This is a genomic window from Pseudomonas sp. REP124, from assembly GCF_020164475.1.
Classification (GTDB): Bacteria; Pseudomonadota; Gammaproteobacteria; order Pseudomonadales; family Pseudomonadaceae; genus Aquipseudomonas.
In genome coordinates, this window is the sequence record NZ_JAIQWX010000049.1 from 17,800 (window position 1) to 39,846 (window position 22,047).

At 62.0% G+C, this 22,047-nt stretch carries 23 protein-coding genes; 16 read left to right on the top strand and 7 right to left on the bottom strand.

Features of this window, described 5'->3' with window-relative positions:
* Positions 1-36: 36 nt before the first annotated feature.
* Together K9857_RS14195 and K9857_RS14200 are read right to left on the bottom strand one after the other, a co-directional pair.
* Entirely contained in the window at positions 37-348 is a 312-nt protein-coding gene (locus K9857_RS14195; RefSeq protein WP_224536781.1) for an AzlD domain-containing protein, read from the bottom strand.
* Positions 348-1,046, bottom strand: a complete 699-nt coding sequence (locus K9857_RS14200; RefSeq protein ID WP_224536742.1) for an AzlC family ABC transporter permease — start codon at positions 1,044-1,046, stop codon at positions 348-350. Before K9857_RS14200 ends, K9857_RS14195 begins: the two co-directional genes overlap by 1 nt.
* A 171-nt stretch (positions 1,047-1,217) precedes the next feature.
* Between K9857_RS14200 and K9857_RS14205 the strand changes: the two genes are divergently transcribed.
* Genes K9857_RS14205 through K9857_RS14215 form a run of 3 tightly spaced genes read left to right on the top strand, consistent with a single transcriptional unit; the run spans position 1,218 to position 3,486 of the window.
* Complete coding sequence (locus K9857_RS14205) at positions 1,218-2,150, top strand: sensor domain-containing diguanylate cyclase (protein WP_224536744.1); 933 nt, start codon at positions 1,218-1,220, stop codon at positions 2,148-2,150.
* Between the two features lie 24 nt (positions 2,151-2,174).
* The gene (locus K9857_RS14210; RefSeq protein WP_224536745.1) at positions 2,175-2,534 is read left to right on the top strand and encodes a DUF2784 domain-containing protein; all 360 of its coding nucleotides are present in this window, start codon (positions 2,175-2,177) and stop codon (positions 2,532-2,534) included.
* 34 nt (positions 2,535-2,568) lie between these two features.
* On the top strand, positions 2,569-3,486 hold the full coding sequence (locus K9857_RS14215) for a LysR family transcriptional regulator (protein WP_224536746.1): 918 nt from the start codon (positions 2,569-2,571) through the stop codon (positions 3,484-3,486).
* 3 nt (positions 3,487-3,489) lie between these two features.
* Here K9857_RS14215 and K9857_RS14220 read toward each other — a convergent pair whose 3' ends face one another.
* Positions 3,490-5,043 carry a sensor domain-containing diguanylate cyclase gene (locus tag K9857_RS14220; RefSeq protein WP_224536747.1) on the bottom strand — a complete coding sequence of 518 codons (1,554 nt, stop codon included), beginning with the start codon at positions 5,041-5,043 and terminating at the stop codon, positions 3,490-3,492.
* Positions 5,044-5,118: 75 nt separating this feature from the next.
* On the bottom strand, positions 5,119-5,646 hold the full coding sequence (locus K9857_RS14225; RefSeq protein ID WP_224536749.1) for a DUF3087 family protein: 528 nt from the start codon (positions 5,644-5,646) through the stop codon (positions 5,119-5,121).
* A gap of 215 nt (positions 5,647-5,861) precedes the next feature.
* On the opposite strand from K9857_RS14225, the gene ppnN reads away from it, so the two are divergent.
* From ppnN to K9857_RS14245, 4 genes are all read left to right on the top strand, one after another.
* Positions 5,862-7,235, top strand: a complete 1,374-nt coding sequence (ppnN, locus tag K9857_RS14230) for a nucleotide 5'-monophosphate nucleosidase PpnN (RefSeq protein ID WP_175378966.1) — start codon at positions 5,862-5,864, stop codon at positions 7,233-7,235.
* Between the two features lie 150 nt (positions 7,236-7,385).
* Positions 7,386-8,126 carry a response regulator gene (locus K9857_RS14235; protein ID WP_224536751.1) on the top strand — a complete coding sequence of 247 codons (741 nt, stop codon included), beginning with the start codon at positions 7,386-7,388 and terminating at the stop codon, positions 8,124-8,126.
* A gap of 160 nt (positions 8,127-8,286) precedes the next feature.
* A complete protein-coding gene (locus tag K9857_RS14240; RefSeq protein ID WP_224536752.1) occupies positions 8,287-8,679 on the top strand; it encodes a hypothetical protein in 393 nt (130 codons plus the stop codon).
* Positions 8,680-8,933: 254 nt separating this feature from the next.
* The gene (locus K9857_RS14245) at positions 8,934-9,158 is read left to right on the top strand and encodes a hypothetical protein (protein WP_224536754.1); all 225 of its coding nucleotides are present in this window, start codon (positions 8,934-8,936) and stop codon (positions 9,156-9,158) included.
* 219 nt (positions 9,159-9,377) lie between these two features.
* On the opposite strand, the gene K9857_RS14250 is transcribed toward K9857_RS14245, so the two are convergent.
* Together K9857_RS14250 and K9857_RS14255 are read right to left on the bottom strand one after the other, a co-directional pair.
* Positions 9,378-10,817 carry an FAD/NAD(P)-binding protein gene (locus K9857_RS14250; RefSeq protein ID WP_224536756.1) on the bottom strand — a complete coding sequence of 480 codons (1,440 nt, stop codon included), beginning with the start codon at positions 10,815-10,817 and terminating at the stop codon, positions 9,378-9,380.
* 54 nt (positions 10,818-10,871) lie between these two features.
* The gene (locus K9857_RS14255; protein ID WP_224536758.1) at positions 10,872-11,435 is read right to left on the bottom strand and encodes a helix-turn-helix domain-containing protein; all 564 of its coding nucleotides are present in this window, start codon (positions 11,433-11,435) and stop codon (positions 10,872-10,874) included.
* Here K9857_RS14255 and K9857_RS14260 point away from each other — a divergent pair.
* From K9857_RS14260 to K9857_RS14290, 7 genes are all read left to right on the top strand, one after another.
* Positions 11,394-12,458 (top strand): DMT family transporter, encoded by a 1,065-nt coding sequence (locus K9857_RS14260; RefSeq protein WP_224536760.1) that lies wholly within the window; start codon positions 11,394-11,396, stop codon positions 12,456-12,458. The two genes, K9857_RS14255 and K9857_RS14260, sit on opposite strands and share 42 nt — an antisense overlap.
* Before the next feature lie 199 nt (positions 12,459-12,657).
* Positions 12,658-15,576 (top strand): monovalent cation/H+ antiporter subunit A, encoded by a 2,919-nt coding sequence (locus K9857_RS14265; protein ID WP_224536761.1) that lies wholly within the window; start codon positions 12,658-12,660, stop codon positions 15,574-15,576.
* A complete protein-coding gene (locus tag K9857_RS14270; RefSeq protein WP_007986256.1) occupies positions 15,576-15,920 on the top strand; it encodes a Na+/H+ antiporter subunit C in 345 nt (114 codons plus the stop codon). The genes K9857_RS14265 and K9857_RS14270 overlap by 1 nt, the downstream gene beginning before the upstream one ends.
* Entirely contained in the window at positions 15,917-17,596 is a 1,680-nt protein-coding gene (locus tag K9857_RS14275; protein WP_224536764.1) for a monovalent cation/H+ antiporter subunit D, read from the top strand. Before K9857_RS14270 ends, K9857_RS14275 begins: the two co-directional genes overlap by 4 nt.
* Complete coding sequence (locus tag K9857_RS14280; protein WP_224536766.1) at positions 17,593-18,084, top strand: Na+/H+ antiporter subunit E; 492 nt, start codon at positions 17,593-17,595, stop codon at positions 18,082-18,084. Before K9857_RS14275 ends, K9857_RS14280 begins: the two co-directional genes overlap by 4 nt.
* Positions 18,081-18,359, top strand: a complete 279-nt coding sequence (locus K9857_RS14285) for a K+/H+ antiporter subunit F (protein ID WP_075949011.1) — start codon at positions 18,081-18,083, stop codon at positions 18,357-18,359. Before K9857_RS14280 ends, K9857_RS14285 begins: the two co-directional genes overlap by 4 nt.
* Positions 18,356-18,712, top strand: coding sequence for a Na+/H+ antiporter subunit G (locus K9857_RS14290; protein WP_224536768.1), 357 nt, complete (start codon positions 18,356-18,358; stop codon positions 18,710-18,712). The genes K9857_RS14285 and K9857_RS14290 overlap by 4 nt, the downstream gene beginning before the upstream one ends.
* A gap of 183 nt (positions 18,713-18,895) precedes the next feature.
* Here the strand turns inward: K9857_RS14290 and K9857_RS14295 are convergent, their stop codons facing one another.
* Positions 18,896-19,333: a DUF3995 domain-containing protein gene (locus K9857_RS14295; protein ID WP_224536770.1), complete on the bottom strand. Its 438-nt coding sequence runs from the start codon at positions 19,331-19,333 to the stop codon at positions 18,896-18,898.
* Between the two features lie 95 nt (positions 19,334-19,428).
* Between K9857_RS14295 and K9857_RS14300 the strand changes: the two genes are divergently transcribed.
* The gene (locus tag K9857_RS14300) at positions 19,429-19,815 is read left to right on the top strand and encodes a DUF2946 domain-containing protein (RefSeq protein ID WP_224536773.1); all 387 of its coding nucleotides are present in this window, start codon (positions 19,429-19,431) and stop codon (positions 19,813-19,815) included.
* 88 nt (positions 19,816-19,903) lie between these two features.
* Positions 19,904-22,036, top strand: coding sequence for a TonB-dependent receptor (locus tag K9857_RS14305; protein WP_224536775.1), 2,133 nt, complete (start codon positions 19,904-19,906; stop codon positions 22,034-22,036).
* Positions 22,037-22,047 lie beyond the last annotated feature (11 nt).

Sequence of the window (22,047 nt, forward strand, 5' to 3'; positions counted from 1 at the left end):
ATCCATTCAAGCGTAGAACAGTTTCCCCTGCCCAGCTTACAGCCACGCCCGCAGCAAAAAGAAGAAGCCCATGCTCAACAGCATGCTGAGCAAGGTGTTGCGCGTGTAAAGCACCAGGCCTACGGCCACCAGCGAGCTGATCAGGTACGGGTTGTCCCAATGCAGATTCAATTGCTTCTCGGGCATGAACACGATCGGCCCGCAGATCGCGGTCAACATCCCCGGCACGGCGAAACCGAGAAACTGCCGCGCATTGCTGCTCAGACGCACCGGCAGACGCGGTTCGAGAAACACATAGCGGTTGAGAAACACCAGCACGCCCATACCGAAAATCACTGCCCAGACCATCATGTGCGCGCTCCCTGGAACTTGTTGCAGACAAACCCGGCGGTCATCCCCGCCAAACCCGACAACACCAGTGCCGAACCCCATTGCCAGTAGCTGAACAGCACCGAGCAGAACAGCGACACCGCGACGCAGACCACGGTCGGCACATTGCGCACCACCGGCGTGATCAGGGCGATGAAGGTGGCGGCGATGGAGAAATCCAGCCCCAGGTGTTCGAGTCCCGGAATACTGCTGCCGAGCACGATGCCGGCCAGGGTGAACAGGTTCCAGGCGATGTAGAACGTCAGGCCCACGCCGAGGGCGTACCAGCGGTCGAACTGCTGTTTGTCGTGCTGGCTGGTCAGGGCGAACAACTCATCGGTGAGCAGAAAGCCCAGGCCCACGCGCCAGCGTCCCGGCAACGGCGAAATCACCGAACGCATGCTCATCCCGTAGAGCAGATGCTGGGAGGTCAGCAGCAAGGTGGTCAGCAGGATCGAGAAGATCCCCGCCCCGCCCTTGAGCATGCCGATGGCCACCAACTGCGCGGCGCCGGCAAACACGATGCTCGACAGACCCTGGCCTTGCAGCGGGGTGAGATTGGCCTCGATGGCCATGGAACCGGCCAGCAAACCCCAGGGCGCGGTGGCCAAAGACAGCGGTGTGATCGCCACGGCGCCGCGAAGAAACGCGGCACGAGGCACATGTGAGTTGGACATAACGCTCAGCAACCAGGAGAAAGACCGCAGACTGTGCCAGCACTCGCGCTCTCTGGCTTGAACAATCTTGCGCACTGTTACCAATCGTTTCCGTTCATCGGCTGGCGGCTTGCTTCGAGCAGGGTAGTAGCAACATGATGGCGCTTTTTCCCCTCAAGGCGCCTGCCCTTCATGCATCCAGACGAGACCGACAGCGTTTACAAAACCCTGCTTGAATCGACCAAGGCCATTCCCTGGCGAATCGACTGGAAAACCATGACCTTCAGCTACATCGGGCCGCAGATCGAAAGCCTGCTGGGCTGGAAGCAGGACAGCTGGGTCGGCGTCAACGACTGGGTCGAGCGCATGCACCCGGACGATCGCGACTACGTGGTGGAGTTCTGCGTCTCGCAATCCCGCGCCGGGGTCGATCACGAAGCCGATTACCGGGCGCTGACCCACACCGGCGAATACGTATGGATTCGCGATGTGGTGCACGTGGTGCGCAAGGACGGCGAGGTCGAGGCGCTGGTGGGCTTCATGTTCGACATCAGCGAGCGCAAGAAAACCGAAGAGCACCTGGTGCGCCTGCAAAAGCAGCTCGAGGAATATTCCTTCCAGGACGGCCTGACCGGCATCGCCAACCGGCGCATGTTCGACACCGTGCTGGAGCGCGAATGGAGCAACGCCCAGCGCACGGGTACGCCGCTGTCGGCAATCGTTCTGGATATCGACTACTTCAAGCAGTACAACGACCATTACGGCCACATCAAGGGCGACGAATGCCTGCGCCAGGTGGCCAGCACCCTGTCGCGGGCGGCCAATCGACCACGGGATTTCATTGCCCGGATCGGCGGTGAAGAGTTCGTCTGGCTGCTGCCGGAAACCGATGCGGAATCGGCCAGGCTGGTGGCGCACAAGTGCCTGCACCTGGTTCGCCAGCAGCGCATCGCCCACGAATTTTCCGCGGTCGCGCCGCTGTTGAGCCTGAGCCTGGGCGTCGGCACCACCCACGCCACGCAGGACGCCACGGCGCTGGAATTCATCGAACAGGTCGACCAACTACTCTACAAAGCCAAGCGCAATGGAAGGATGCGCGCCGAACTGATGGATTTTCGTGACTGAGGCCTGACGCCTGCGGGGGTCGACATGCTTTACCGATTCGCCGCCGACGGGCTGGTGCTGCTTCATCTGGTGTTCATCCTGTTTGTTTTGTTCGGCGGGCTGCTGGTGCTCAAGTGGCGCCGCCTGATGTGGTGGCATCTGCCGGCTGCCGCCTGGGGCGTGGCGGTCGAAGCGCTGCACCTGCCCTGCCCGCTGACTCGCTGGGAAAACCTCATGCGCCGGGCTGCCGGGGAGCAAGGTTATGGTGCGGGTTTCATCGAGCACTATGTGTGGCCGGTGATTTACCCGGCCGGGCTGACACCGACGATTCAATTGTGGCTGGCCGGCGTGGTGCTGGTGGTCAATGCCGTGGTCTATCTTCGAGTGATCACGACCCGGCGTTGAAACGCGCCCTTGTTCCATCGTACGGACCCAATCCATGTTGTCGACCGAAGACCTCGCCCTGCTCGAAGCCATCCGCGAAACCGGCAGCCTGTCCCGCGCCGCGGTCCGGCTGGGCAAGGCGCCGTCGACGGTGTCCTACGCCGCGCGGCAGCTGGAGGAACGTTTCGACGCCTTGCTCTTCGACCGCCGCCGCTATCGCCTGCAACTGACCGCGGCCGGCGAGTTGCTGGTCAACGAAGCCTCGCGACTGATGGAAGACGTCTCGCGCCTGACCCAGCGCGTGCAGCAAGTGGCCAATGGCTGGGAAAGCCGTCTGTGGATCGTCACCGACGAATTGGTGGAGTTCGAAAACCTGGTGCCGCTGATCCAGGAATTCGATGCGCTGGGCTCCGGCGTGCCGCTGCGCATGACCCATGAAGTGCTCAAAGGCGTCTGGGAAGCCCTGCGCGAAGGCCGCGCCGATCTGGTCATCGGCGCCACCAACGAACCGCCGGCGATCCCGTCCCTGCGCTGGATGCAATTGGGAGAAATGGAGTGGGTGTTCGCTGTCTCGCCCAAACACCCGCTAGCCAAGGCCAAGGAGCCGATTTCCCGGGCAACGGTCACGCAGCACCGGGCGATTGTCGTGGCCGATTCGGCGAGGACCAGCGAAGGCCGTACCTATGGTGTCTCCAGCGGGCAATCGGTCATGGCGGTGTCGACCATGCGCGCGAAGATCCTCGCGCAATGCGCAGGCCTGGGTGTGGGCTGGCTGCCGCGGCATCGGGTCGATTCACTGCTGAAAAACGGCACGCTGGTCGAAAAACAGATGGCCGACCCGCGCGAACCGAACGTGCTGTACGCCGGCTGGCGCGGCGATCAGGACGGCCGCGCGTTGAACTGGTGGCTGGAAAAACTCAAGCAGCCCTCCCTCGCCAACCGGTTGGTGCAGGGCATCGATCTGTTCGTCTGAACCTCAGTTGGCAATCACGCTCATGTTGCGCCCGCTGGCCTTGGCCACGTACAGCGCCTTGTCGGCGGCACCGATCAGCTCCTCGGTGGTGGTCTCGGACGCCGGATCGTAGCCACACACGCCGACGCTGACAGTAATCATGCCTTCCGGACTTTCATTGTGCTGCAAGCCGGCAGCCAGCACCGCACGACGGACTTTCTCCGCCACCAGAAACGCGCCCACGTAGTCGGTGCCGGGCAGCACCACGGAAAATTCCTCGCCGCCAAAACGCGCCGCCAGATCGCCGGGGCGCTTGATGTGATCGGTGATGATCGCCGCGATCTGGCGCAGACAGGCGTCTCCCGCCAGATGGCCATAGTGGTCGTTGAATGCCTTGAAGTGATCCACATCGATCATCAACAGCGCCAGCCCCGTCTGGTTGCGCCGGGCGCGGCCGGTTTCCGCCTGGATGAATAGATCGAACTGACGGCGATTTGCCAGACCGGTCAGCGCGTCCTCCAGCGCCAGCAATTCCAGGTTGCGATTGAGTTCGAGGAGTTTTTCCTGGGAGCCGAGCAATTCGACTTGAATGCGGTTCTGCTGCTGCATCGACTTGATCAGGCGATACCCGAGCACGCCGAGGAACGCCAGCAGCACCGAGACGATCAGCGCACTGAGGATCGACTCCGTGCGCCAGCTGGCGAGGATTTCGTCCTTGTTCAACGCCACGAAGACAATCAGCGGATAGCCGTCGACCCGACGATAGCCCACCACCCGTTCGACACCATCGAGAATCGACTTGACGGTGCCCGTGCCCGCGCTGGCCTGGGGCAGCAATTGGGTGAACAGTTGGCTCTTGGCCAGGCTGCTGCCGACATCGGCTTCCTTGAAAGGACGGCGCACGATAATGCTGGCATCGTCGGCGATCAGGTTGATCACGCCGTTATTGCCCATGTCGATGCTGTCGTAGAGTTGCAGGAAATGCGTGAGATAGAGGGTCGCCAGGGCCACGCCGGCGAAACTGCCGTCGGGATGATTGACCCGCCGCGACACGGTCATGATCCATTCGCCGCTGGAACGGCTTTTGATCGACGGGCCGATGTGCGGCCCGCGATCCGGATGGTCGCGGTGGTAAATGAAATATTCGCGGTCGGAATTGTTCGCCACGCCGACTTCGGCGCCATTGGAATTGGCGACCCACTTGCCGGTTTCGTCATACACGAACAGGCCGTGGAGCTGGCTCAGTTCGCTGCGCTGGGCGCTCATCAGACGCTGCAGTCGATCGAGTCGGTCGCCTTCGATGCCGTCGTTTTCCAGGCGATTGACCAGGGTAAAGAGCAAAGTATCGGCCTGTTTGATCGATGCCTGCGCCTGTGACGCCAGGGTCTGCGCGAGGTTAGACATTGCCACCTGCTTATCATGCAGGTGGTACTGACGCGAGGTCCAGGACTGCCAAATGACGATCACCGCCATCGAAAGGCACACGGCGACCAGCAACGTCAGCACCGATTGCGCCTTCAGCCGGGCAATGCCGGGTCGATTCTTCTCGATTTGATCGTAGATAGCCGGATGCCCCATGACCCTCACTCCGTGATTTTTTTGTGACACGACAGGCTTCCTTGCTCAGTGCCCGTGATTTTCTGCTACAGCAGGTTAGACCGATGTCCGCTTCACCGCCTCCAGCCAGGCCGGATCGAGTCGCGTCTGTTGCGTGTCCAGGCCCAGCGCCTGCATCCGCGCTTCGTGTTGTTCCATTTCCCGACGCAATTGCCCTTGGTCGCTGGAGTTGCCGTCCAGTTCGTGCATCTGGCTCAACCCCAGATGATAGAAGCGCATCAGCTTCATCGCGCTCGGATCCTGCTTTTCAACGGCTGCCTTGAGGTGATGCATGACGTTGGTCACGCTCATCAGGCTGCGCTTGAGCTGCCAGTTGTAGACCGCCGCCGCCATCCATTCCTGGTTCCAGAACACCTTGCGCATCAGTGCCGCCATCAGCAGCACCGCGGCGAACACCCCGCCGATGTTGAAGCGCAGGTTATCCCCGCCAGGCTCTCCGAACACCGCCACCGCCGCGGTCGACAGCACCATCGCCAGCGCCAGGAAAATCAGGGCGATGATCAGCGTGCTGCGCCGGGTCTGTTTGCGATAGATCTCGGCATTCATCGGCTGGATTTCGAACATGACCTGGGGTTTCCTTCTACGGCAGGCAAAAAGTTTGCGGGCATTATCGCCTTTGCAAAGGATTTGGCTATGCTGGGGCTCCTTTTCATTTTTTCATCGTCAAATTGGGACATGGCGAGACCACGTAATCAGTGCCATCTTCTTTTATGGATACACACTATTCGGATGCCATTCGTTGTTTTCTTCAGGAATGACATCGTTTTAAGGATCTTTGAATGACCCAACGACAAGTAATCAACGCTTCGGTCAGCCCGAAAGGCAGCCTGGAAACACTCTCGCAACGGGAAGTCCAGCAACTGAGCGAAGCCGGATCCGGCAGCACTTACGACATCTTCCGCCAATGCGCCCTGGCCATCCTCAACACCGGCGCCCACGTCGATAACGCCAAAACCATCCTCGAAGCCTACAAAGACTTCGAAATCCGCATTCACCAACAAGACCGCGGCGTACGCCTGGAACTGCTGAACGCCCCCGCCGACGCCTTCGTCGATGGCGAAATGATCGCCAGCACCCGTGAAATGCTGTTCAGCGCCCTGCGCGACATCGTCTACACCGAAAACGAACTCGACAGTCAACGCATCGACCTGAGCACTTCCCAGGGCATCAGCGACTACGTCTTCCACCTGCTGCGCAACGCCCGCACCCTGCGCCCCGGCGTGGAGCCCAAGATCGTGGTGTGCTGGGGCGGCCACTCGATCAACACCGAAGAATACAAATACACCAAGAAAGTCGGCCACGAACTGGGCCTGCGCAGCCTGGACGTGTGCACCGGTTGCGGTCCCGGCGTGATGAAAGGCCCGATGAAAGGCGCCACCATCGCCCACGCCAAGCAGCGTATCCACGGCGGTCGCTACCTGGGCCTGACAGAACCGGGGATCATTGCCGCCGAGGCACCGAACCCGATCGTCAACGAACTGGTGATCCTGCCGGACATCGAAAAACGCCTGGAAGCCTTCGTTCGTGTCGGTCACGGCATCATCATCTTCCCGGGCGGCGCCGGCACCGCGGAAGAATTCCTCTACCTGCTCGGCATCCTGATGCACCCGGACAACGAAGGCCTGCCCTTCCCGGTCGTGCTCACCGGGCCGAAACACGCCGCGCCGTACCTTGAGCAACTGGACGCCTTCGTCGGCGCGACCCTGGGTGAAGCGGCCAAGCAGCATTACCAGATCATCATCGACGATCCGGCGGAAGTCGCCCGGCAGATGACCCAGGGCCTCAAGGCGGTCAAGCAGTTCCGTCGCGAGCGCAACGACGCGTTCCATTTCAACTGGCTGCTGAAGATTGACGAGGGCTTCCAGCGTCCATTCGACCCGACCCACGAAAACATGGCCAACCTCAAGCTCAGCCGCGACCTGCCGCCCCACGAACTGGCCGCCAACCTGCGCCGCGCGTTCTCCGGTATCGTCGCCGGCAACGTCAAGGACAAGGGCATCCGCCTGATCGAGGAGCACGGGCCATATCAGATCCGTGGTGACGCGGCGATCATGCAACCGCTGGATCAACTGCTCAAAGCCTTCGTCGCCCAGCACCGGATGAAACTGCCGGGTGGCGCGGCGTATGTGCCGTGTTATCGAGTGGTCGCCTGACCGCTTGCCACTCCCTGTAGGAGCGAGCTTGCTCGCGATGGACGTCAACGAAAACGCGGGAAGCCTGACACCCAGCGGCGTTTTCGAGTCCATCGCGAGCAAGCTCGCTCCTACAGGGTTGCGTCATCCGAATAATAAAGGGATCCACCGATGGACCACGTGAATCACATCCTGATCGTCGACGATGACCGCGAAATCCGCGAGCTGGTCGGCAATTACCTGAAGAAGAACGGCCTGCGCACCACCGTGGTCGCCGACGGTCGGCAGATGCGCAGTTTCCTGGAAGCCAATCAGGTCGATCTGATCGTGCTGGACATCATGATGCCCGGCGACGATGGTCTGGTGCTCTGCCGCGAGTTGCGTTCGGGCAAGCACAAAGCCACGCCGATTCTGATGCTCACCGCCCGCGACGACGAGACCGACCGCATCCTCGGTCTGGAAATGGGCGCCGACGACTACCTGACCAAACCTTTCGCCGCCCGCGAACTGCTGGCGCGGATCAATGCCGTGCTGCGCCGCACGCGAATGTTGCCGCCCAATCTGCTGGTCACCGAAAGCGGCCGCATGCTGGCCTTCGGTCGCTGGCGCCTGGACACCACCGCCCGTCATCTGGTGGACGAAGACCAGACCATGGTGGCCCTCAGCGGCGCCGAATACCGCCTGCTGCGGGTGTTCCTCGATCACCCGCAACGGGTGCTGAGCCGCGATCAGTTGCTGAATCTGACCCAGGGCCGCGACGCCGATCTGTTTGATCGCTCCATCGACTTGCTGGTAAGCCGCTTGCGCCAACGCCTGAAGGACGACTCTCGGGAGGCGAGCTACATCAAGACCGTTCGCAGCGAAGGCTACGTGTTCTCCTTCCCCGTGGAGATGCTCGACGAACAGGCGTGAAGGGATTTGTATCACTGTGTATTGAAAGCCGCGACAGATACGCAACCGCCGATTTCACACCGTTCAAGCACACACCCGCGATACACCCGGGCGTTTAACTGTGACCACCAGCTAGCACGAGCTACTGACCACTCACACTTAAGCGCACGGAGAATCAACCATGTTCAACTTCTCGAAAGTTTCGTCCCTGGCCCTCGGTCTGGCATTGGTGGGCGGTCTCGGCCTGTCGACCCTGGCCTCGGCCAACACCACGGCTGTCGCACCGCAAAGCTCGGTCAAGGCCCTGCTGGCTTCGGACGGTTCGGATCGCCTGCAACAGAATCGCGTGGCGGAAGGCGGTGCCGATCGTTTGCAGGAACTGCGTGAGCGCGTGGCGGCCGATGGTTCTGACCGATTGATGGGAAATCGTGTGGCTGAGGGTGGCTCCGATCGACTGATCCAGAATCGCGTCGCCGAAGGCGGAGCCGAACGCCTGCAGGAATTGCGTGAACGCGGCGGTGTAGTCGTGGCGGAAAACCGCGCCGAGTTCGGCTCGAAATACCAGCGCTACTGATTAACGCAGTCCCCTCGGAGCTGCCGGAGGCTGCGATCTTTTGATTTGGATTTTCAGGATCAAAGAATCGCAGCCTCGTTTCACTCGTCAGCTCCTACAGGGTATGTGTTGGAGGGTTAGGTCGCACTTGACGCTGCATTGGATCCATGAACGATCATTATTCTCGATAACAACTATGCCCAAGGGTGTTTTTTCATCTCGGCGCTCCGGCCCTAAAGTGAACCCATCTTCTCACCACGCTCTGGAGCAACATCATGAAAAGCATCATCGGTATCGGCTTCGCCCTTTCGGTCCTTGGCGCCACTTCGGCCATCGCCGCGCCACACGCCACTCAACAAGTCGTAGCAGCGACCACTGTCACTCAACCGGCCACGGTCAATGTGAACACTGTCGGCATCGACCATCAGGACAGTCAGAAAGCAAAACTCTACGTCGCGGAAAACCGCCCAGAGTTCGGCTCCAAGTACCAGCGCTATTGATCAACAGCCTTGGGCTGCTTGAAACAGAAAACCCCGGGCAGATCCGATCTACCCGGGGTTTTCTGTTTTGCCGATCCTGCAATATTCGTGTCGGACACAAATCTTGCGTTTAACCCAAACCCCTGTGGGAGCGTGGCTTGCCCGCGATGGTCGTCAACGATGACGCGGGAAGCCTGATTCCCCGCAGTGCTCCGTCCGCCATCGCGAGCATGCTCGCTCCTACAGTTGGTCCGTTGTAGCCAATCGAGCCGCCAGAGCCTTGGCCTGGCTGGCGACATCGGTGACGGCGGTACTTTCCCACCACATCCCGCGCAACGGCGGGCCCATGGCGAACAGCCTTGCGGCGGGCTGTCCATTGGCGCCCAGCACCGCGCCATCCATCTGCGCGGCAATCCCCAACGCCAACGGCCCCGGCTTGATCAACCCGCGTACCAGTAATTGCTGGGGCAATGGGCGCGCCACCCGGCGCCAGTCGTACTCGATACCGCTGGAATTGATCAGCGCCGCACCGCTGACAACGCAGGTTTGCGCTTCACCCCGGCGACGAATGCGGATGCTCACCTTACCGTTCGACAAGGGTTCAAGCCCCTTGAACGACGCCGCCTGAATCCGCAACCGCCCTTCCCTATGCAACCGTTCCACCAGTTCCGCGCTCAAGGGTGGCGAACGGTGGTGATGACTCTCCCACCAAGGCCGTATATGCCGCACGAACTGCCGGCGCTGCACGTCAGTCGCCTGATTCCACAAACGCCCGATATTGACCCGCACCGTGTCCAGCGGCGCCTGCCAGTCAATGCCCTGAGCGATGGCCTCACGACAATGCCGGCGCAGTTCGCGCACCAGTTGCCTTGGTGTGCGGATGCTGTGGTCCTCGGCGAGAAAGTCCGGCCAGGCCGGTGGTTGCCGCCGTACATGGGGTAGCAGACCATGGCGGGAGAACACCTCGATCGGCCCGCGATGCCCAGCCTGCTCCAGCGAAACCACTGCGTCGACCATGGTCAGGCCCGAGCCGATGATCAGCACCGTCGACTGCGGATCGAGTTGGCGCATCGCAGCCACATCCCAGGGATCGAGCGCCGCTGCGTTCAGACCGCTGGATTCGGTTTGCGGCGTGCGCGCGGCGGGGAACATTCCGGTCGCCAGCACCGCGAAAGCGCCCTGCAATCGCTGACCATCGCTCAAGGTCAGGCGCACGGAATCGGCATCGCTTTGCAGGTCCACGACTTCGGCCCGCACATGTTCGACGGTCGAGCCCTGCTGCGCGCCCACCGCCTGCGCTTCGGCCAGGCGCTGCTGAACGTACAGACCAAAAATCCCCCGGGGCGGGAACAGCTCGCTGATCGGCACATGCTGCTCATCCGACTCCGGCCAGCCACCGGCGGCGATGTAGTCGGTCAACCATTGGGTAAGGTCATCGGCGTTATCCGGATCGACACTCATGCGCGCCGCGTTGCCGTTGAGCGTGTGGCCCAGTTCCACGGCGCTGTAGGCTTCGCCTCGACCGAGTTCGGCGCGGGGTTCGATCACCAGCACCTGCCGGCGACCCGGCAATCGCAGCAGTTGCGCCGCCAGCATCGCGCCACTGAGGCCGCCGCCAACGATCAGGATGTCTGCGTGACGGATCGGGTCGGTCGCCGATCCCTGTTGAATTTCACTCATGCCGTTTTCACCGATCTCAAATGGAGGTCATGCAAACCGCGAACAGACAGCAGTTCAAATCACCACATTACGCACAAACCGCACCGCCACTTCTCCCTCATTGCGATAGGAATGTGGCTGATTACTGGCAAACATGAAGAACTCGCCAGCATTTATGTGATGCGGCACATCGCCGACCATCAAGGTCAGGCAGCCTTCGAATACATAGAACTGCTCGCTCCAGCCATCGGCATCCGGCTCGGACGGGTAATGCTCCCCCGGCTCCAGACGCCATTCCCACAGTTCGACTTCGCGGCTGGCGTTGGCCTTGGCCAGCAACACCGCCTTGCTGCCGGGGATCGTCCCGGCCCAGGCCAGTTCGTTGATGCGGCTGTGGTCGCGCACGTCGGGCGCCTGGATCAGATCGCTGAACGCCACGTCCAGCGCTTCGGCCACGCGATCGAGGGTGGTCAGGCTGACATTCTTTTCGCCGGCCTCGATGGCCACCAGCATGCGCCGGCTGACCCCGGACTTTTCCGCGAGGGCCGTCTGACTCATGTCAGCGGCATGGCGCAGGCGGCGAACATTGTGGCTGACATGCTGCAGGACCGACGCCCGTTGAGAAGAATCTTTGTGCACTATATTGCTCACTTGGTGGTGCTGCGCAGTATACTGCCCAACTTCGGGCGCATTGTGCGTCCGCCTCAATTAGTGTGCAAGGTCATGACGTCGGTGAACTCCCCTCAAGCCTCCTCCCGTTTCCTGCGGCTCAGCAAGGCTGAGTGCGTGCTGGTATTGATCACCATGGTCTGGGGCGGGACCTTTTTGCTGGTCCAGCATGCCATGACTGTCAGCGGCCCGATGTTCTTCGTCGGCCTGCGCTTCGCGGCTGCGGCAATCATCGTCGCCCTGTTTTCCTGGCGCAGCCTGCGCGAACTGACCTTTTTCGAACTCAAGGCCGGATCCTTCATCGGCGTGGCGATCATGCTCGGCTACGGCTTGCAGACCGTTGGCTTGCAAAGCATCCCCAGCAGCCAGTCGGCGTTCATCACCGCGTTGTACGTGCCCTTCGTGCCATTGCTGCAGTGGCTGGTGCTGGGTCGCCGTCCGGGGCTGATGCCGAGCATCGGGATCATGCTGGCATTTACCGGCCTGATGCTGCTGTCGGGCCCAGCCGGCGCATCGTTCCATTTCAGCCCCGGTGAAATCGCCACACTGATCAGCGCTATCGCCATTGCCGCGGAGATCATCCTGATCAGCACCTTTGCCGGTCAGGTGGATGTGAAGCGGGTGACCGTGGTGCAACTGGCCGTCACTTCGCTGCTGTCGTTCCTGCTGGTAGTGCCGACTCAGGAACACATCCCCGATTTCTCCTGGCTGCTGCTGTGCAGCGCCCTGGGTCTGGGCGCGGCAAGTGCGGCGATTCAGGTGGCGATGAACTGGGCGCAGAAAAGTGTCTCGCCGACTCGCGCAACCTTGATCTACGCTGGCGAGCCGGTGTGGGCCGGGATCGTCGGGCGGATCGCCGGGGAGCGGTTGCCGGCGATTGCCCTGGTGGGTGCGGGGATGATTGTGGCGGCGGTGATTGTCAGTGAGTTGAAGACCAAGGGTAAGGCGGTTGTCGAGGTTGAAGAATCGCTGGAGAGCGAAAGCAACAATTAAATAGCAGAATCAAAAGATCGCAGCCTGCGGCAGCTCCTACACTGCCTACGCAGGCTGCGATTTTTTTTGCCCGGTTGTTTGAAATGCTGTGCAACAGGACTTTTCCGTCTACTTTGTAGGATTCTGCGACACCTTGGCGTTTGGTGATCGGGAAGCTGGCACGTATGATGCTTCACAAACTTCCGCAGATTAGAAGCCTATGTCCCTGATAGTTCTACTTCTTCTGCCTTTCTTGGGCAGCTGTGTGGCAGCCGTGCTGCCACACAATGCACGTAATGCCGAATCCCTCCTGGCTGGCCTGGTTGCCCTGATCGGTACTGTTCAGGTCGCTCTCCTGTATCCGCAGATCGCCCACGGCGGCGTGATCCGCGAGGAATTCTTCTGGCTGCCGAGCCTGGGCCTGAACTTCGTCCTGCGCATGGACGGCTTCGCCTGGCTGTTCTCGCTATTGGTGATGGGCATTGGCACGCTGGTGTCGCTGTACGCGCGCTATTACATGTCGCCGAACGATCCGGTGCCGCGGTTCTTCGCGTTTTTCCTGGCGTTCATGGGCGCCATGCTCGGGCTGGTGATCTCCGGCAACCTGATCCAGATCGTGTTTTTCTGGGAGCTGACCAGCCTTTTCTCGTTCCTGTTGATCGGCTACTGGCACCACCGCGCCGACGCGCGACGCGGCGCTTACATGGCGCTGATGGTCACCGGCGCCGGTGGTTTGTGCCTGCTGGCAGGGGTCATGCTGCTCGGCCATGTGGTCGGCAGCTATGACCTGGACAAGGTCCTGACCGCCGGCAATCTGATTCGCGCACATGCCCTGTATCCCATCCTGCTTCCCCTCATCCTCATCGGCGCCCTGAGCAAAAGCGCGCAATTCCCCTTCCACTTCTGGCTGCCTCACGCCATGGCCGCGCCGACGCCGGTCTCGGCGTATCTGCACTCGGCGACCATGGTCAAGGCTGGAGTTTTCCTGCTGGCGCGGCTGTGGCCGTCGCTGTCCGGCAGCGAAGAATGGTTCTACATCGTCAGCGGCGCCGGGGCCGCGACGCTTTTGCTGGGCGCGTACTGCGCGATGTTCCAGAACGATCTCAAGGGTCTGCTGGCCTACTCGACCATCAGCCACCTGGGCCTGATCACCCTGCTGCTCGGCCTCAACAGCCCGCTGGCAGCGGTGGCAGCGGTGTTCCACATCCTCAACCACGCCACTTTCAAGGCCTCGCTGTTCATGGCCGCGGGGATCATCGACCACGAAAGCGGTACCCGCGACATCCGCAAACTCAGCGGCCTGATCAAACTGATTCCTTTCACCGCGACCCTGGCCATGGTCGCCAGTGCCTCGATGGCCGGCGTACCGCTACTGAACGGCTTCCTGTCCAAGGAAATGTTCTTCGCCGAAACCGTGTTCATCAACGCCTCGGCCTGGATCGAAACCACCCTGCCGATCGTGGCGACCATCGCCGGCACCTTCAGCGTCGCATATTCCCTGCGGTTCACCGTCGACGTGTTTTTCGGCCCGACCGCCACCGACCTGCCCCATACACCCCACGAGCCGCCACGCTGGATGCGTGCGCCGGTGGAGCTGCTGGTCTTCACCTGCCTGGTGGTGGGGATTTTCCCCGCGCAGGTGGTCGGCCCGGTACTCGCAGCCGCTGCCCTGCCGGTAGTGGGCAGCACGCTCCCCGAATACAGTCTCGCCATCTGGCACGGCTTGAACGCGCCGATGATCATGAGCCTGATCGCCATGTCCGGCGGCATCGTGTTGTACCTGTTGCTGCGTAATCAGCTCAAGCACGGGCGCTTCCGCTACCCGCCGCTGATTGGCCGGTTCAATGGCAAGCGCTTTTTCGAACGCGCGCTGGTGATCAAGATGCGCCTGGCCCGACGCCTCGAGCGGCGAATCAGCACCCGCCGCCTGCAAACCCAGCTGTTCCTGATGGTGCTCGCCGCCGTCCTGGCCAGCCTGATTCCGATGCTGCACAGCCACCTGAGCTGGGGCGACAGGCCGAAGATTCCGGGTTCGATCGTGTTCGTGACCCTCTGGCTGCTGGCGATCGCCTGCGCCCTGGGCGCCGCGTACCAGGCCAAGTATCACCGTCTCGCGGCACTGACCATGGTCAGCGTCTGCGGCCTGATGACCTGCGTCACTTTCGTCTGGTTCTCGGCGCCCGACCTGGCCCTGACTCAGTTGGTAGTCGAAGTGGTGACCACGGTGCTGATCCTGTTGGGCCTGCGCTGGCTGCCGCGGCGAATCGAAGAAGTCTCGCCACTGCCCAGCAGCCTGCGCAAGGCACGCATCCGCCGGATCCGCGACTTGTTGCTGTCGACCGCGGTCGGCGGCGGCATGGCGCTGCTGTCTTACGCGATGCTGACCCGGCAGACCCCCAACGACATTTCCTCCTTCTACCTGAGCCGCGCCCTGCCCGAGGGCGGCGGCAGCAACGTGGTCAACGTGATGCTGGTGGACTTCCGTGGCTTCGACACCCTTGGTGAAGTCACCGTGCTGGTGGCAGTTGCGCTGACTGTGTATGCGCTGCTGCGACGCTTCCGCCCGCCGAAGGAAAGCATGCAACTGCCGGCCCAGCAGCGCCTGCTCGCACCGGATGTGGTCACCGATCTGGTCAACCCGCGTCACGCCAGCGATACCGCGCTGGGCTTCATGATGGTCCCGGCGGTGCTGGTGCGCCTGCTGCTGCCGATTGCCTTCGTGGTCTCGTTCTATCTGTTCATGCGCGGGCATAACCAGCCGGGCGGCGGTTTTGTCGCGGGGCTGGTGATGTCGGTGGCGTTCATCCTGCAATACATGGTTGCCGGCACCCAATGGGTCGAGGCGCAGATGAGCCTGCGGCCGCTGCGCTGGATGAGTACCGGCCTGCTGTTCGCCACGGTCACCGGCCTTGGCGCCATGGCGGTCGGTTATCCGTTCCTGACCACCCATACCTGGCATTTCTCACTGCCACTGCTGGGCGACATTCACCTGGCCAGCGCGCTGTTCTTCGACGTTGGTGTGTATGCGGTCGTGGTCGGCTCGACCCTGCTGATCCTTACCGCCCTCGCCCACCAATCGGTTCGTGGTCACAAGACTGCGGCCCTGCCCAAACCCGTCGCCATCAAGGAGGCCGTCTGATGGAAGAAGTCATCGCAATCGCCATCGGCGTACTGGCCGCGTCCGGCGTCTGGCTGATCCTGCGTCCACGGACATTCCAGGTGGTCATGGGCCTGTGCCTGCTGTCCTATGGCGTCAACCTGTTCATCTTCAGCATGGGCAGCCTGTTCATCGGCAAGGAGCCGATCATCAAGGACGGCGTGCCACAGGACCTGCTGCACTACACCGACCCGCTGCCCCAGGCCCTGGTGTTGACCGCCATCGTCATCAGCTTCGCCATGACCGCGCTGTTCCTGGTGGTCCTGCTGGCCTCAAGGGGCCTGACCGGCACCGACCATGTGGATGGCCGGGAGCCTAAAGAATGAATGCAATGACGCACCTCATCGCGGCACCGATCCTGCTGCCGCTGCTGACCGCCGCCATCATGATGATGCTCGGCGAAAAGCACCGTCCGCTCAAAGCCAAGATCAATCTGTTTTCCAGCCTGCTGGGGCTGGGTATCTCGGTATTGCTACTGCAATGGACACAAACCACCGGCGTACCCGGCTCCATCGGCGTCTACCTGCCGGGCAACTGGCAAGTGCCGTTTGGCCTGGTGCTGGTGGTCGATCGACTGTCGGCGCTGATGCTGGTGCTGACCGGGATCATCGGCGTCAGCGCCCTGCTGTTCGCCATGGCGCGCTGGGACAAGGCCGGTTCGAGTTTCCACGCGCTGTTCCAGATTCAGCTGATGGGCCTGTATGGCGCGTTCCTGACGGCGGACCTGTTCAACCTGTTCGTGTTCTTCGAAGTGCTGCTGGCCGCGTCCTACGGCCTGATGCTTCACGGCTCGGGCCGGGCGCGGGTGTCGTCGGGGCTGCATTACATCTCGATCAACCTGCTGGCCTCGACCCTGTTCCTGATCGGCGCCGCGCTGATCTACGGCGTCACCGGCACTCTGAACATGGCCGACCTGGCGCTGAAGATCCCGCTGGTGGCGGAAGCCGATCGCGGCCTGCTGCATGCCGGCGCGGGGATTCTCGCTGTGGCGTTCCTGGCCAAGGCCGGGATGTGGCCGCTGAACTTCTGGCTGGTGCCGGCTTATTCGTCGGCGAGCGCGCCGGTGGCGGCGATGTTCGCGATCATGACCAAGGTCGGCGTCTACACCTTCCTGCGGCTTTGGACCCTGCTGTTCTCCGGCCAGGCGGGGGCTTCTGCGTACTTCGGCGGCGACTGGCTGATCTACGGCGGCATGGCGACAATCGTCTGCGCGGCCGTCGCGATCCTCGCCGCGCAACGCCTGGAGCGCATGGCCAGCCTGAGCATTCTGGTGTCGGCGGGGATTCTGCTGTCGGCCATCGGTTTCGCCCAACCCAATCTGATCGGCGCGGCACTGTTTTATCTGGTCAGCTCGACCCTGGCCCTGAGCGCGCTGTTCCTGCTGGCGGAGCTGATCGAGCGTTCGCGCTCTGCCAACGAAATGCCGCTGGAGGATGAAAACGAACTGCTGCCGCGACCGCTGGAATCCCTGCATCCGGCCAAGGGCGTCAACCTCGACGACGAGCAGAAAGCGGTGGTCGGCCAGGTGATTCCCTGGACCATGGCGTTCCTCGGCCTTGGCTTCATTGCCTGCACCCTGCTGATCGTCGGCATGCCGCCGCTCTCCGGTTTTATCGGCAAACTTGGTTTGCTCAACGCCCTGCTCAACCCTCTCGGCTTAGGCGGCGACGCGCCGATCTCGAATGCCGCGTGGGGTTTGCTGGCGCTGCTGATCATCTCTGGCCTGACCTCGCTGGTCGCCTTTTCCCGCATGGGCATCCAGCGTTTCTGGACGCCGCTGGAACGCCCGTCACCGGTGCTGCGTCGCCTTGAATGCGTGCCGATCTTCGTCCTGCTGGGCCTGAGCATCGCCCTGACGTTCAAGGCCGAACCGCTGCTGCGTTACACCCAGGCCGCCGCCGATGCCTTGAACAATCCGGAGCAATACGTGATGGCCGTGCTCGGCACCCGGGCGGTTCCAGGTCCCGAGGCCAAAGCGGCGCTGCTGGAGGTGCAACCATGAAGCGCCTGTTTCCCGCTCCCTGGCTCTCGCTCGCATTGTGGGTGTTGTGGCTGGTCCTGAACCTGTCGATCAGCCCTGGCAACCTGCTGCTGGGCGCCATTTTGGGCTTCGTCGCGCCGCTGATGATGCGCAAGTTGCGCCCCCTGCCGATCCGCATCCGTCGCCCATGGGTGATCCTGCGCCTGTTCCTGGTGGTTGGCCGTGACGTGCTGGCATCCAACCTCGCCGTGGCCTGGAGCGTGCTCAACGCCGGCCGCCGCCCGCCGCGCTCGCGCTTCGTCAAGGTGCCGCTGGACCTGCGCGATGCCAACGGCCTGGCAACCCTGTCGATGATCTGCACCGTGGTCCCCGGCACGGTCTGGTCGGAACTGGCGCTGGACCGCAGCATCCTGCTGCTGCACGTCTTCGACCTGGAAGACGACGAAGCGCCGTTCATCGAGCACTTCAAGGCGACGTACGAGCGCCCGTTGATGGAGATTTTCGAATGAGCGCCCTGCTGTCGAATGCGATTCTGTTGAGCCTGTTCCTGTTTTCCGTGGCGATGATCCTGACCCTGATCCGCCTGTTCAAAGGTCCGTCGGCCCAAGACCGGGTTTTGGCGCTGGACTACCTGTACATCGTCGCCATGCTGATGATGCTGACCCTGGGTATTCGCTACGCCAGTGATACCTACTTCGAAGCAGCGCTGCTGATCGCGCTGTTCGGCTTCGTCGGCTCCTTTGCCTTGGCAAAATTCCTCCTGCGTGGCGAGGTGATCGAATGACCGTTGAACTGTCGTTGTGGGTGGAAGTTGCCGTGGCGATCCTGCTGGTGCTCAGCAGCCTGTTCGCTCTGATCGGCGCGATTGGCCTGGTGCGGATGAAGGATTATTTCCAACGCATGCACCCGCCCGCCCTGGCCTCGACATTGGGGGCGTGGTGCGTGGCGCTGGCATCGATCATCTACTTCTCGGCGCTAAAGTCCGCGCCAGTGCTGCATGCGTGGCTGATTCCGATTCTGCTGGCGATCACCGTACCCGTGACCACGCTGCTGCTGGCGCGCGCGGCATTGTTCCGCAAGCGCATGGCCGGGGATGATGTGCCGGCTGAGGTCAGCAGCCGAACGCAAAACCTGTAACTGCAACTGTAGGAGCGAGCTTGCTCGCGATGGTATACGAAACACTGCGGGGTATCAGGCAGCCAGCGTTATCGTTGACGACCATCGCGGGCAAGCCACGCTCCCACAGGAATGCGGGGCATCTGGTGCCCCGCGTTATCGTTGATGACCATCGCGAGCGTGCTCGCTCCTGCAGGGAGTGGGTCAGGCCCAGGCTACTGCCAGCAGACCTGCCCCCAACATCACGCACAACGGCGAATAGATCCAGGTATCCCACAGGGCAAACCTGGAGTCTTTCACCTGTTTGAAGAACCCCACCAACTCCGAATCGCCGATGGCGCGGGCGAACAGCAGGATCGCGATCGCGCTGATCAGCCATTGCAGCGACCAATGCCCGATCACCGGCACCCACCAGCCGACCCGCAAACACACCAGCAGCGCAATCATCAGCAGAGCGGCGGCGACCACCAGGGTGATCCAGCCTCGGGGCTTGAAGGCCGGTTGCAGACGGACGCTGCCTTCGACCGGGACCTGGGGGACGGCGGCTACCGTTGCCCATTCGCCACCCAGTCCCCAATACACGTGTACCAAACTGATCACTGCAAACATCGTCACCAGCCATTGAGCCAACGCAAAGGTCATGGTTGAAGATCCCTGAAAGAGATTTGGACAGAATCATCCTAGTCGGCATTTTTTGTCGTGCACGACCGGTCGGCGGAGGAGTAAAGTGCCGCCCCATGAAATTCTCCCGCTCCGATCGCTCACTGCTGGCCTGGACGCTCTACTGCTGCGTTCTGTTCAATGTGTTCGCCTGCAGCATCGGTCACGGGCAGATGGTCGGAATGCAGCTCAACGGTATCGGCGGACAGTTCTGTACCGTCGACCCGGCGACCCAGACTCCGGTTTCGAGCCAATCTTCCGACGATCAATTGCCGACGCTGTCCAAGGCGTTCGGCTGTCCGTTGTGCTCCAGCGGCGGCATGGGCCCGGCGTTCAACTCCAGCCTGACCCTGGCGATTCTCCCCGAGCAACACAGCCCACCATTGGCGCCGATCGCCAACGCCGACCTCCCTGCCCGCTTCACCTGGCCCTCGGCCAATCCACGCGCGCCGCCGCTCGCCTGAATCTCTTGCCTTAATCGACCAGCTCACTTCGCCAACGCGAGGCGTTCGCGCGTGCGCTGCTTTGCAATCAAGCATTCAGGATTTATCGATGAAACACGTTCCTTTGCTGGCGAGCCTGTTCGGCTGCCTGTCCGTTAGCGCTTGGGCGCAATCCACCGTCGACCTCGCGCCGATCACTATCGATGGCGAGCAAGACGCCGAACCGGGTCTCGACCTTGATCAATCCAGCGGCATGGCCTCGCGCCTGGGTCTGAGCGTGCGGGATACCCCGGCCTCGGTGGCCATCGCCAACCGCAATGACATCGAGCGCCACGGCGCCCAGAACTTCCAGGACGCCGCCAACACCCTGCCCGGGGTCAACGCCAGCGCACCGCCGGGCTTCGGCGGTTTCGTCTCCTACCGGGGTTTCACCAGCAGCCAGATCACCCAGATGTTCAACGGCGTCAATGTCTCCGGCGGTCTCGCGCGGCCGGTGGATGCGTGGATTTATGATCGGGTGGAGTTGGTCGGCGGACCGTCGTCGCTGATCAATGGCGCCGGCTCCGTGGGCGGCTCGCTGAACTACGTGACCAGGCTGGCGAGCCGTGACGAGCAGGCGCTGGAAGGTCGGGTCAGATATGGCACCTACGACACCACCGAGACCGCCTTCGGCGTCAATCACGCCTTGAGCGAGGCCGGCGCCGACGTGCAGCACTACGCCCGTCTCGACGTCAGCCACAACACCGGTAACGGTTACATCGACCGCCAGGAGCGCGATGCCTGGAGTGTCGCGTTCTCCCTGCTCAGCGACCTCACGCCGGACCTGTCCCACACCCTGGCCCTGGAGTACCAGGACGAGCACGAGGACAGTCCGTACTGGGGCACCCCGGTGCTGAATCCCAAAGCGGGCGAGCTGAAGATCGACAAGCACAACCGCTTCAACAACTACAACGTCGAGGATGGCCGCTACGAGCAGCGTACGATCTGGGTGCGCTCAATCATCGACTACCGGATCAACGACAGCACCACCCTGCGCAATATGCTTTACCACCTCGACAGTCAGCGCGATTACCGCAACCTGGAGACCTATCAGTACAACGCCGACAACACGGCGGTGAATCGCTCCACGGCGTATCAGGTGCGGCATCAGGGCGAGCAGAACGGCAATCAGTTCGAGCTGCGTCACGACACTGAAATGCTGGGACTGGCGACCACCTGGTCCGGCGGTTTCGAGTACAAGGTCAACCAGACCACCAACTCGCCGCTGAACGTCAAAGGCGCCAGCACGGTGGATCCGAACAATTATCAGCCGGGGCACTTCTACGACATTCCGGGGACGCAGCAGGGTTATGTCAGCGACAAGACCAATGAAGTCACCACCAAGGCGCTGTTCGTTGAAAACCGCCTCGCGCTCACCGACAAACTCTCGTTGCTCACCGGCCTGCGCTATGACGACATCGACCTGGACGTGACCAACCATCGTGTCGTGACCGCGAGCAATCCGCGGCACCTCAAGCGCAGCTGGGAACCGGTGACCGGGCGGGCTGGCCTGACCTATCAAGTCCTGCCGTCGGCCAATGTCTACGTTCAATACAGCACCGCCGCCGAGCAGCCCAACGGCACCCAGGACTTCGATGTGTCCACGGGCAAGCAGTGGGAGATCGGCAGCAAGTTCGATTATCTGGACGGGCGCGGTTCAGCGACGGTGGCGGCGTACACCATCGAGCGCAAGGACTTTGCGGTGACCGATCCGCTGGATCCGACCTTGAGCATTCCGGTGGGGCAGCAGACCTCAAAGGGTGTGGAGGTGGCCAGCTCGCTGCGTGTCACGGATCGGCTACTGGTGGAGGGCAACTTCGCCTGGGTGGACGCGCAATACGATGAGTTCACCGAGAAGAACGCGGCCGGCCAGGTGGTTTCGCGCAAGGGCAATACACCGACCAACGTGCCGGATCGGGTCGGCAATCTGTGGCTGACTTATGATTTTGCGCCGCAATGGCAAGGCGGAGTGGACGCGCGTTACGTGGCGTCGGTGTATGCCGACAGCGCCAACACCATGACCGTGCCGTCGTACACGCTGTTCGGTTCATTCCTCAGCTACAAGGTAGATGGGCACACCACCATCACCGGGCGGGTGCGCAACCTGACGAATGAGGTGTATGCGGAGTTTGCGCATGTTTCGCCGGCGTACTACCTGGGGACGCCGCGCACGTTCGAGTTGGCCGTTCAGACGCGGTTTTAAAAGCTTCGCGG

Excerpts from the sequence above, each read along its gene's own strand:
- K9857_RS14195 (WP_224536781.1), bottom strand. The coding sequence starts at position 348 with ATGGTCTGGGCAGTGATTTTCGGTATGGGCGTGCTGGTGTTTCTCAAC.
- K9857_RS14200 (WP_224536742.1), bottom strand. The coding sequence starts at position 1,046 with ATGTCCAACTCACATGTGCCTCGTGCCGCGTTTCTTCGCGGCGCCGTG.
- K9857_RS14205 (WP_224536744.1), top strand. The coding sequence starts at position 1,218 with ATGCATCCAGACGAGACCGACAGCGTTTACAAAACCCTGCTTGAATCG.
- K9857_RS14210 (WP_224536745.1), top strand. The coding sequence starts at position 2,175 with ATGCTTTACCGATTCGCCGCCGACGGGCTGGTGCTGCTTCATCTGGTG.
- K9857_RS14215 (WP_224536746.1), top strand. The coding sequence starts at position 2,569 with ATGTTGTCGACCGAAGACCTCGCCCTGCTCGAAGCCATCCGCGAAACC.
- K9857_RS14220 (WP_224536747.1), bottom strand. The coding sequence starts at position 5,043 with ATGGGGCATCCGGCTATCTACGATCAAATCGAGAAGAATCGACCCGGC.
- K9857_RS14225 (WP_224536749.1), bottom strand. The coding sequence starts at position 5,646 with ATGTTCGAAATCCAGCCGATGAATGCCGAGATCTATCGCAAACAGACC.
- ppnN (WP_175378966.1), top strand. The coding sequence starts at position 5,862 with ATGACCCAACGACAAGTAATCAACGCTTCGGTCAGCCCGAAAGGCAGC.
- K9857_RS14235 (WP_224536751.1), top strand. The coding sequence starts at position 7,386 with ATGGACCACGTGAATCACATCCTGATCGTCGACGATGACCGCGAAATC.
- K9857_RS14240 (WP_224536752.1), top strand. The coding sequence starts at position 8,287 with ATGTTCAACTTCTCGAAAGTTTCGTCCCTGGCCCTCGGTCTGGCATTG.
- K9857_RS14245 (WP_224536754.1), top strand. The coding sequence starts at position 8,934 with ATGAAAAGCATCATCGGTATCGGCTTCGCCCTTTCGGTCCTTGGCGCC.
- K9857_RS14250 (WP_224536756.1), bottom strand. The coding sequence starts at position 10,817 with ATGAGTGAAATTCAACAGGGATCGGCGACCGACCCGATCCGTCACGCA.
- K9857_RS14260 (WP_224536760.1), top strand. The coding sequence starts at position 11,394 with ATGCTGCAGGACCGACGCCCGTTGAGAAGAATCTTTGTGCACTATATT.
- K9857_RS14265 (WP_224536761.1), top strand. The coding sequence starts at position 12,658 with ATGTCCCTGATAGTTCTACTTCTTCTGCCTTTCTTGGGCAGCTGTGTG.
- K9857_RS14270 (WP_007986256.1), top strand. The coding sequence starts at position 15,576 with ATGGAAGAAGTCATCGCAATCGCCATCGGCGTACTGGCCGCGTCCGGC.
- K9857_RS14275 (WP_224536764.1), top strand. The coding sequence starts at position 15,917 with ATGAATGCAATGACGCACCTCATCGCGGCACCGATCCTGCTGCCGCTG.
- K9857_RS14280 (WP_224536766.1), top strand. The coding sequence starts at position 17,593 with ATGAAGCGCCTGTTTCCCGCTCCCTGGCTCTCGCTCGCATTGTGGGTG.
- K9857_RS14285 (WP_075949011.1), top strand. The coding sequence starts at position 18,081 with ATGAGCGCCCTGCTGTCGAATGCGATTCTGTTGAGCCTGTTCCTGTTT.
- K9857_RS14290 (WP_224536768.1), top strand. The coding sequence starts at position 18,356 with ATGACCGTTGAACTGTCGTTGTGGGTGGAAGTTGCCGTGGCGATCCTG.
- K9857_RS14295 (WP_224536770.1), bottom strand. The coding sequence starts at position 19,333 with ATGACCTTTGCGTTGGCTCAATGGCTGGTGACGATGTTTGCAGTGATC.
- K9857_RS14300 (WP_224536773.1), top strand. The coding sequence starts at position 19,429 with ATGAAATTCTCCCGCTCCGATCGCTCACTGCTGGCCTGGACGCTCTAC.
- K9857_RS14305 (WP_224536775.1), top strand. The coding sequence starts at position 19,904 with ATGAAACACGTTCCTTTGCTGGCGAGCCTGTTCGGCTGCCTGTCCGTT.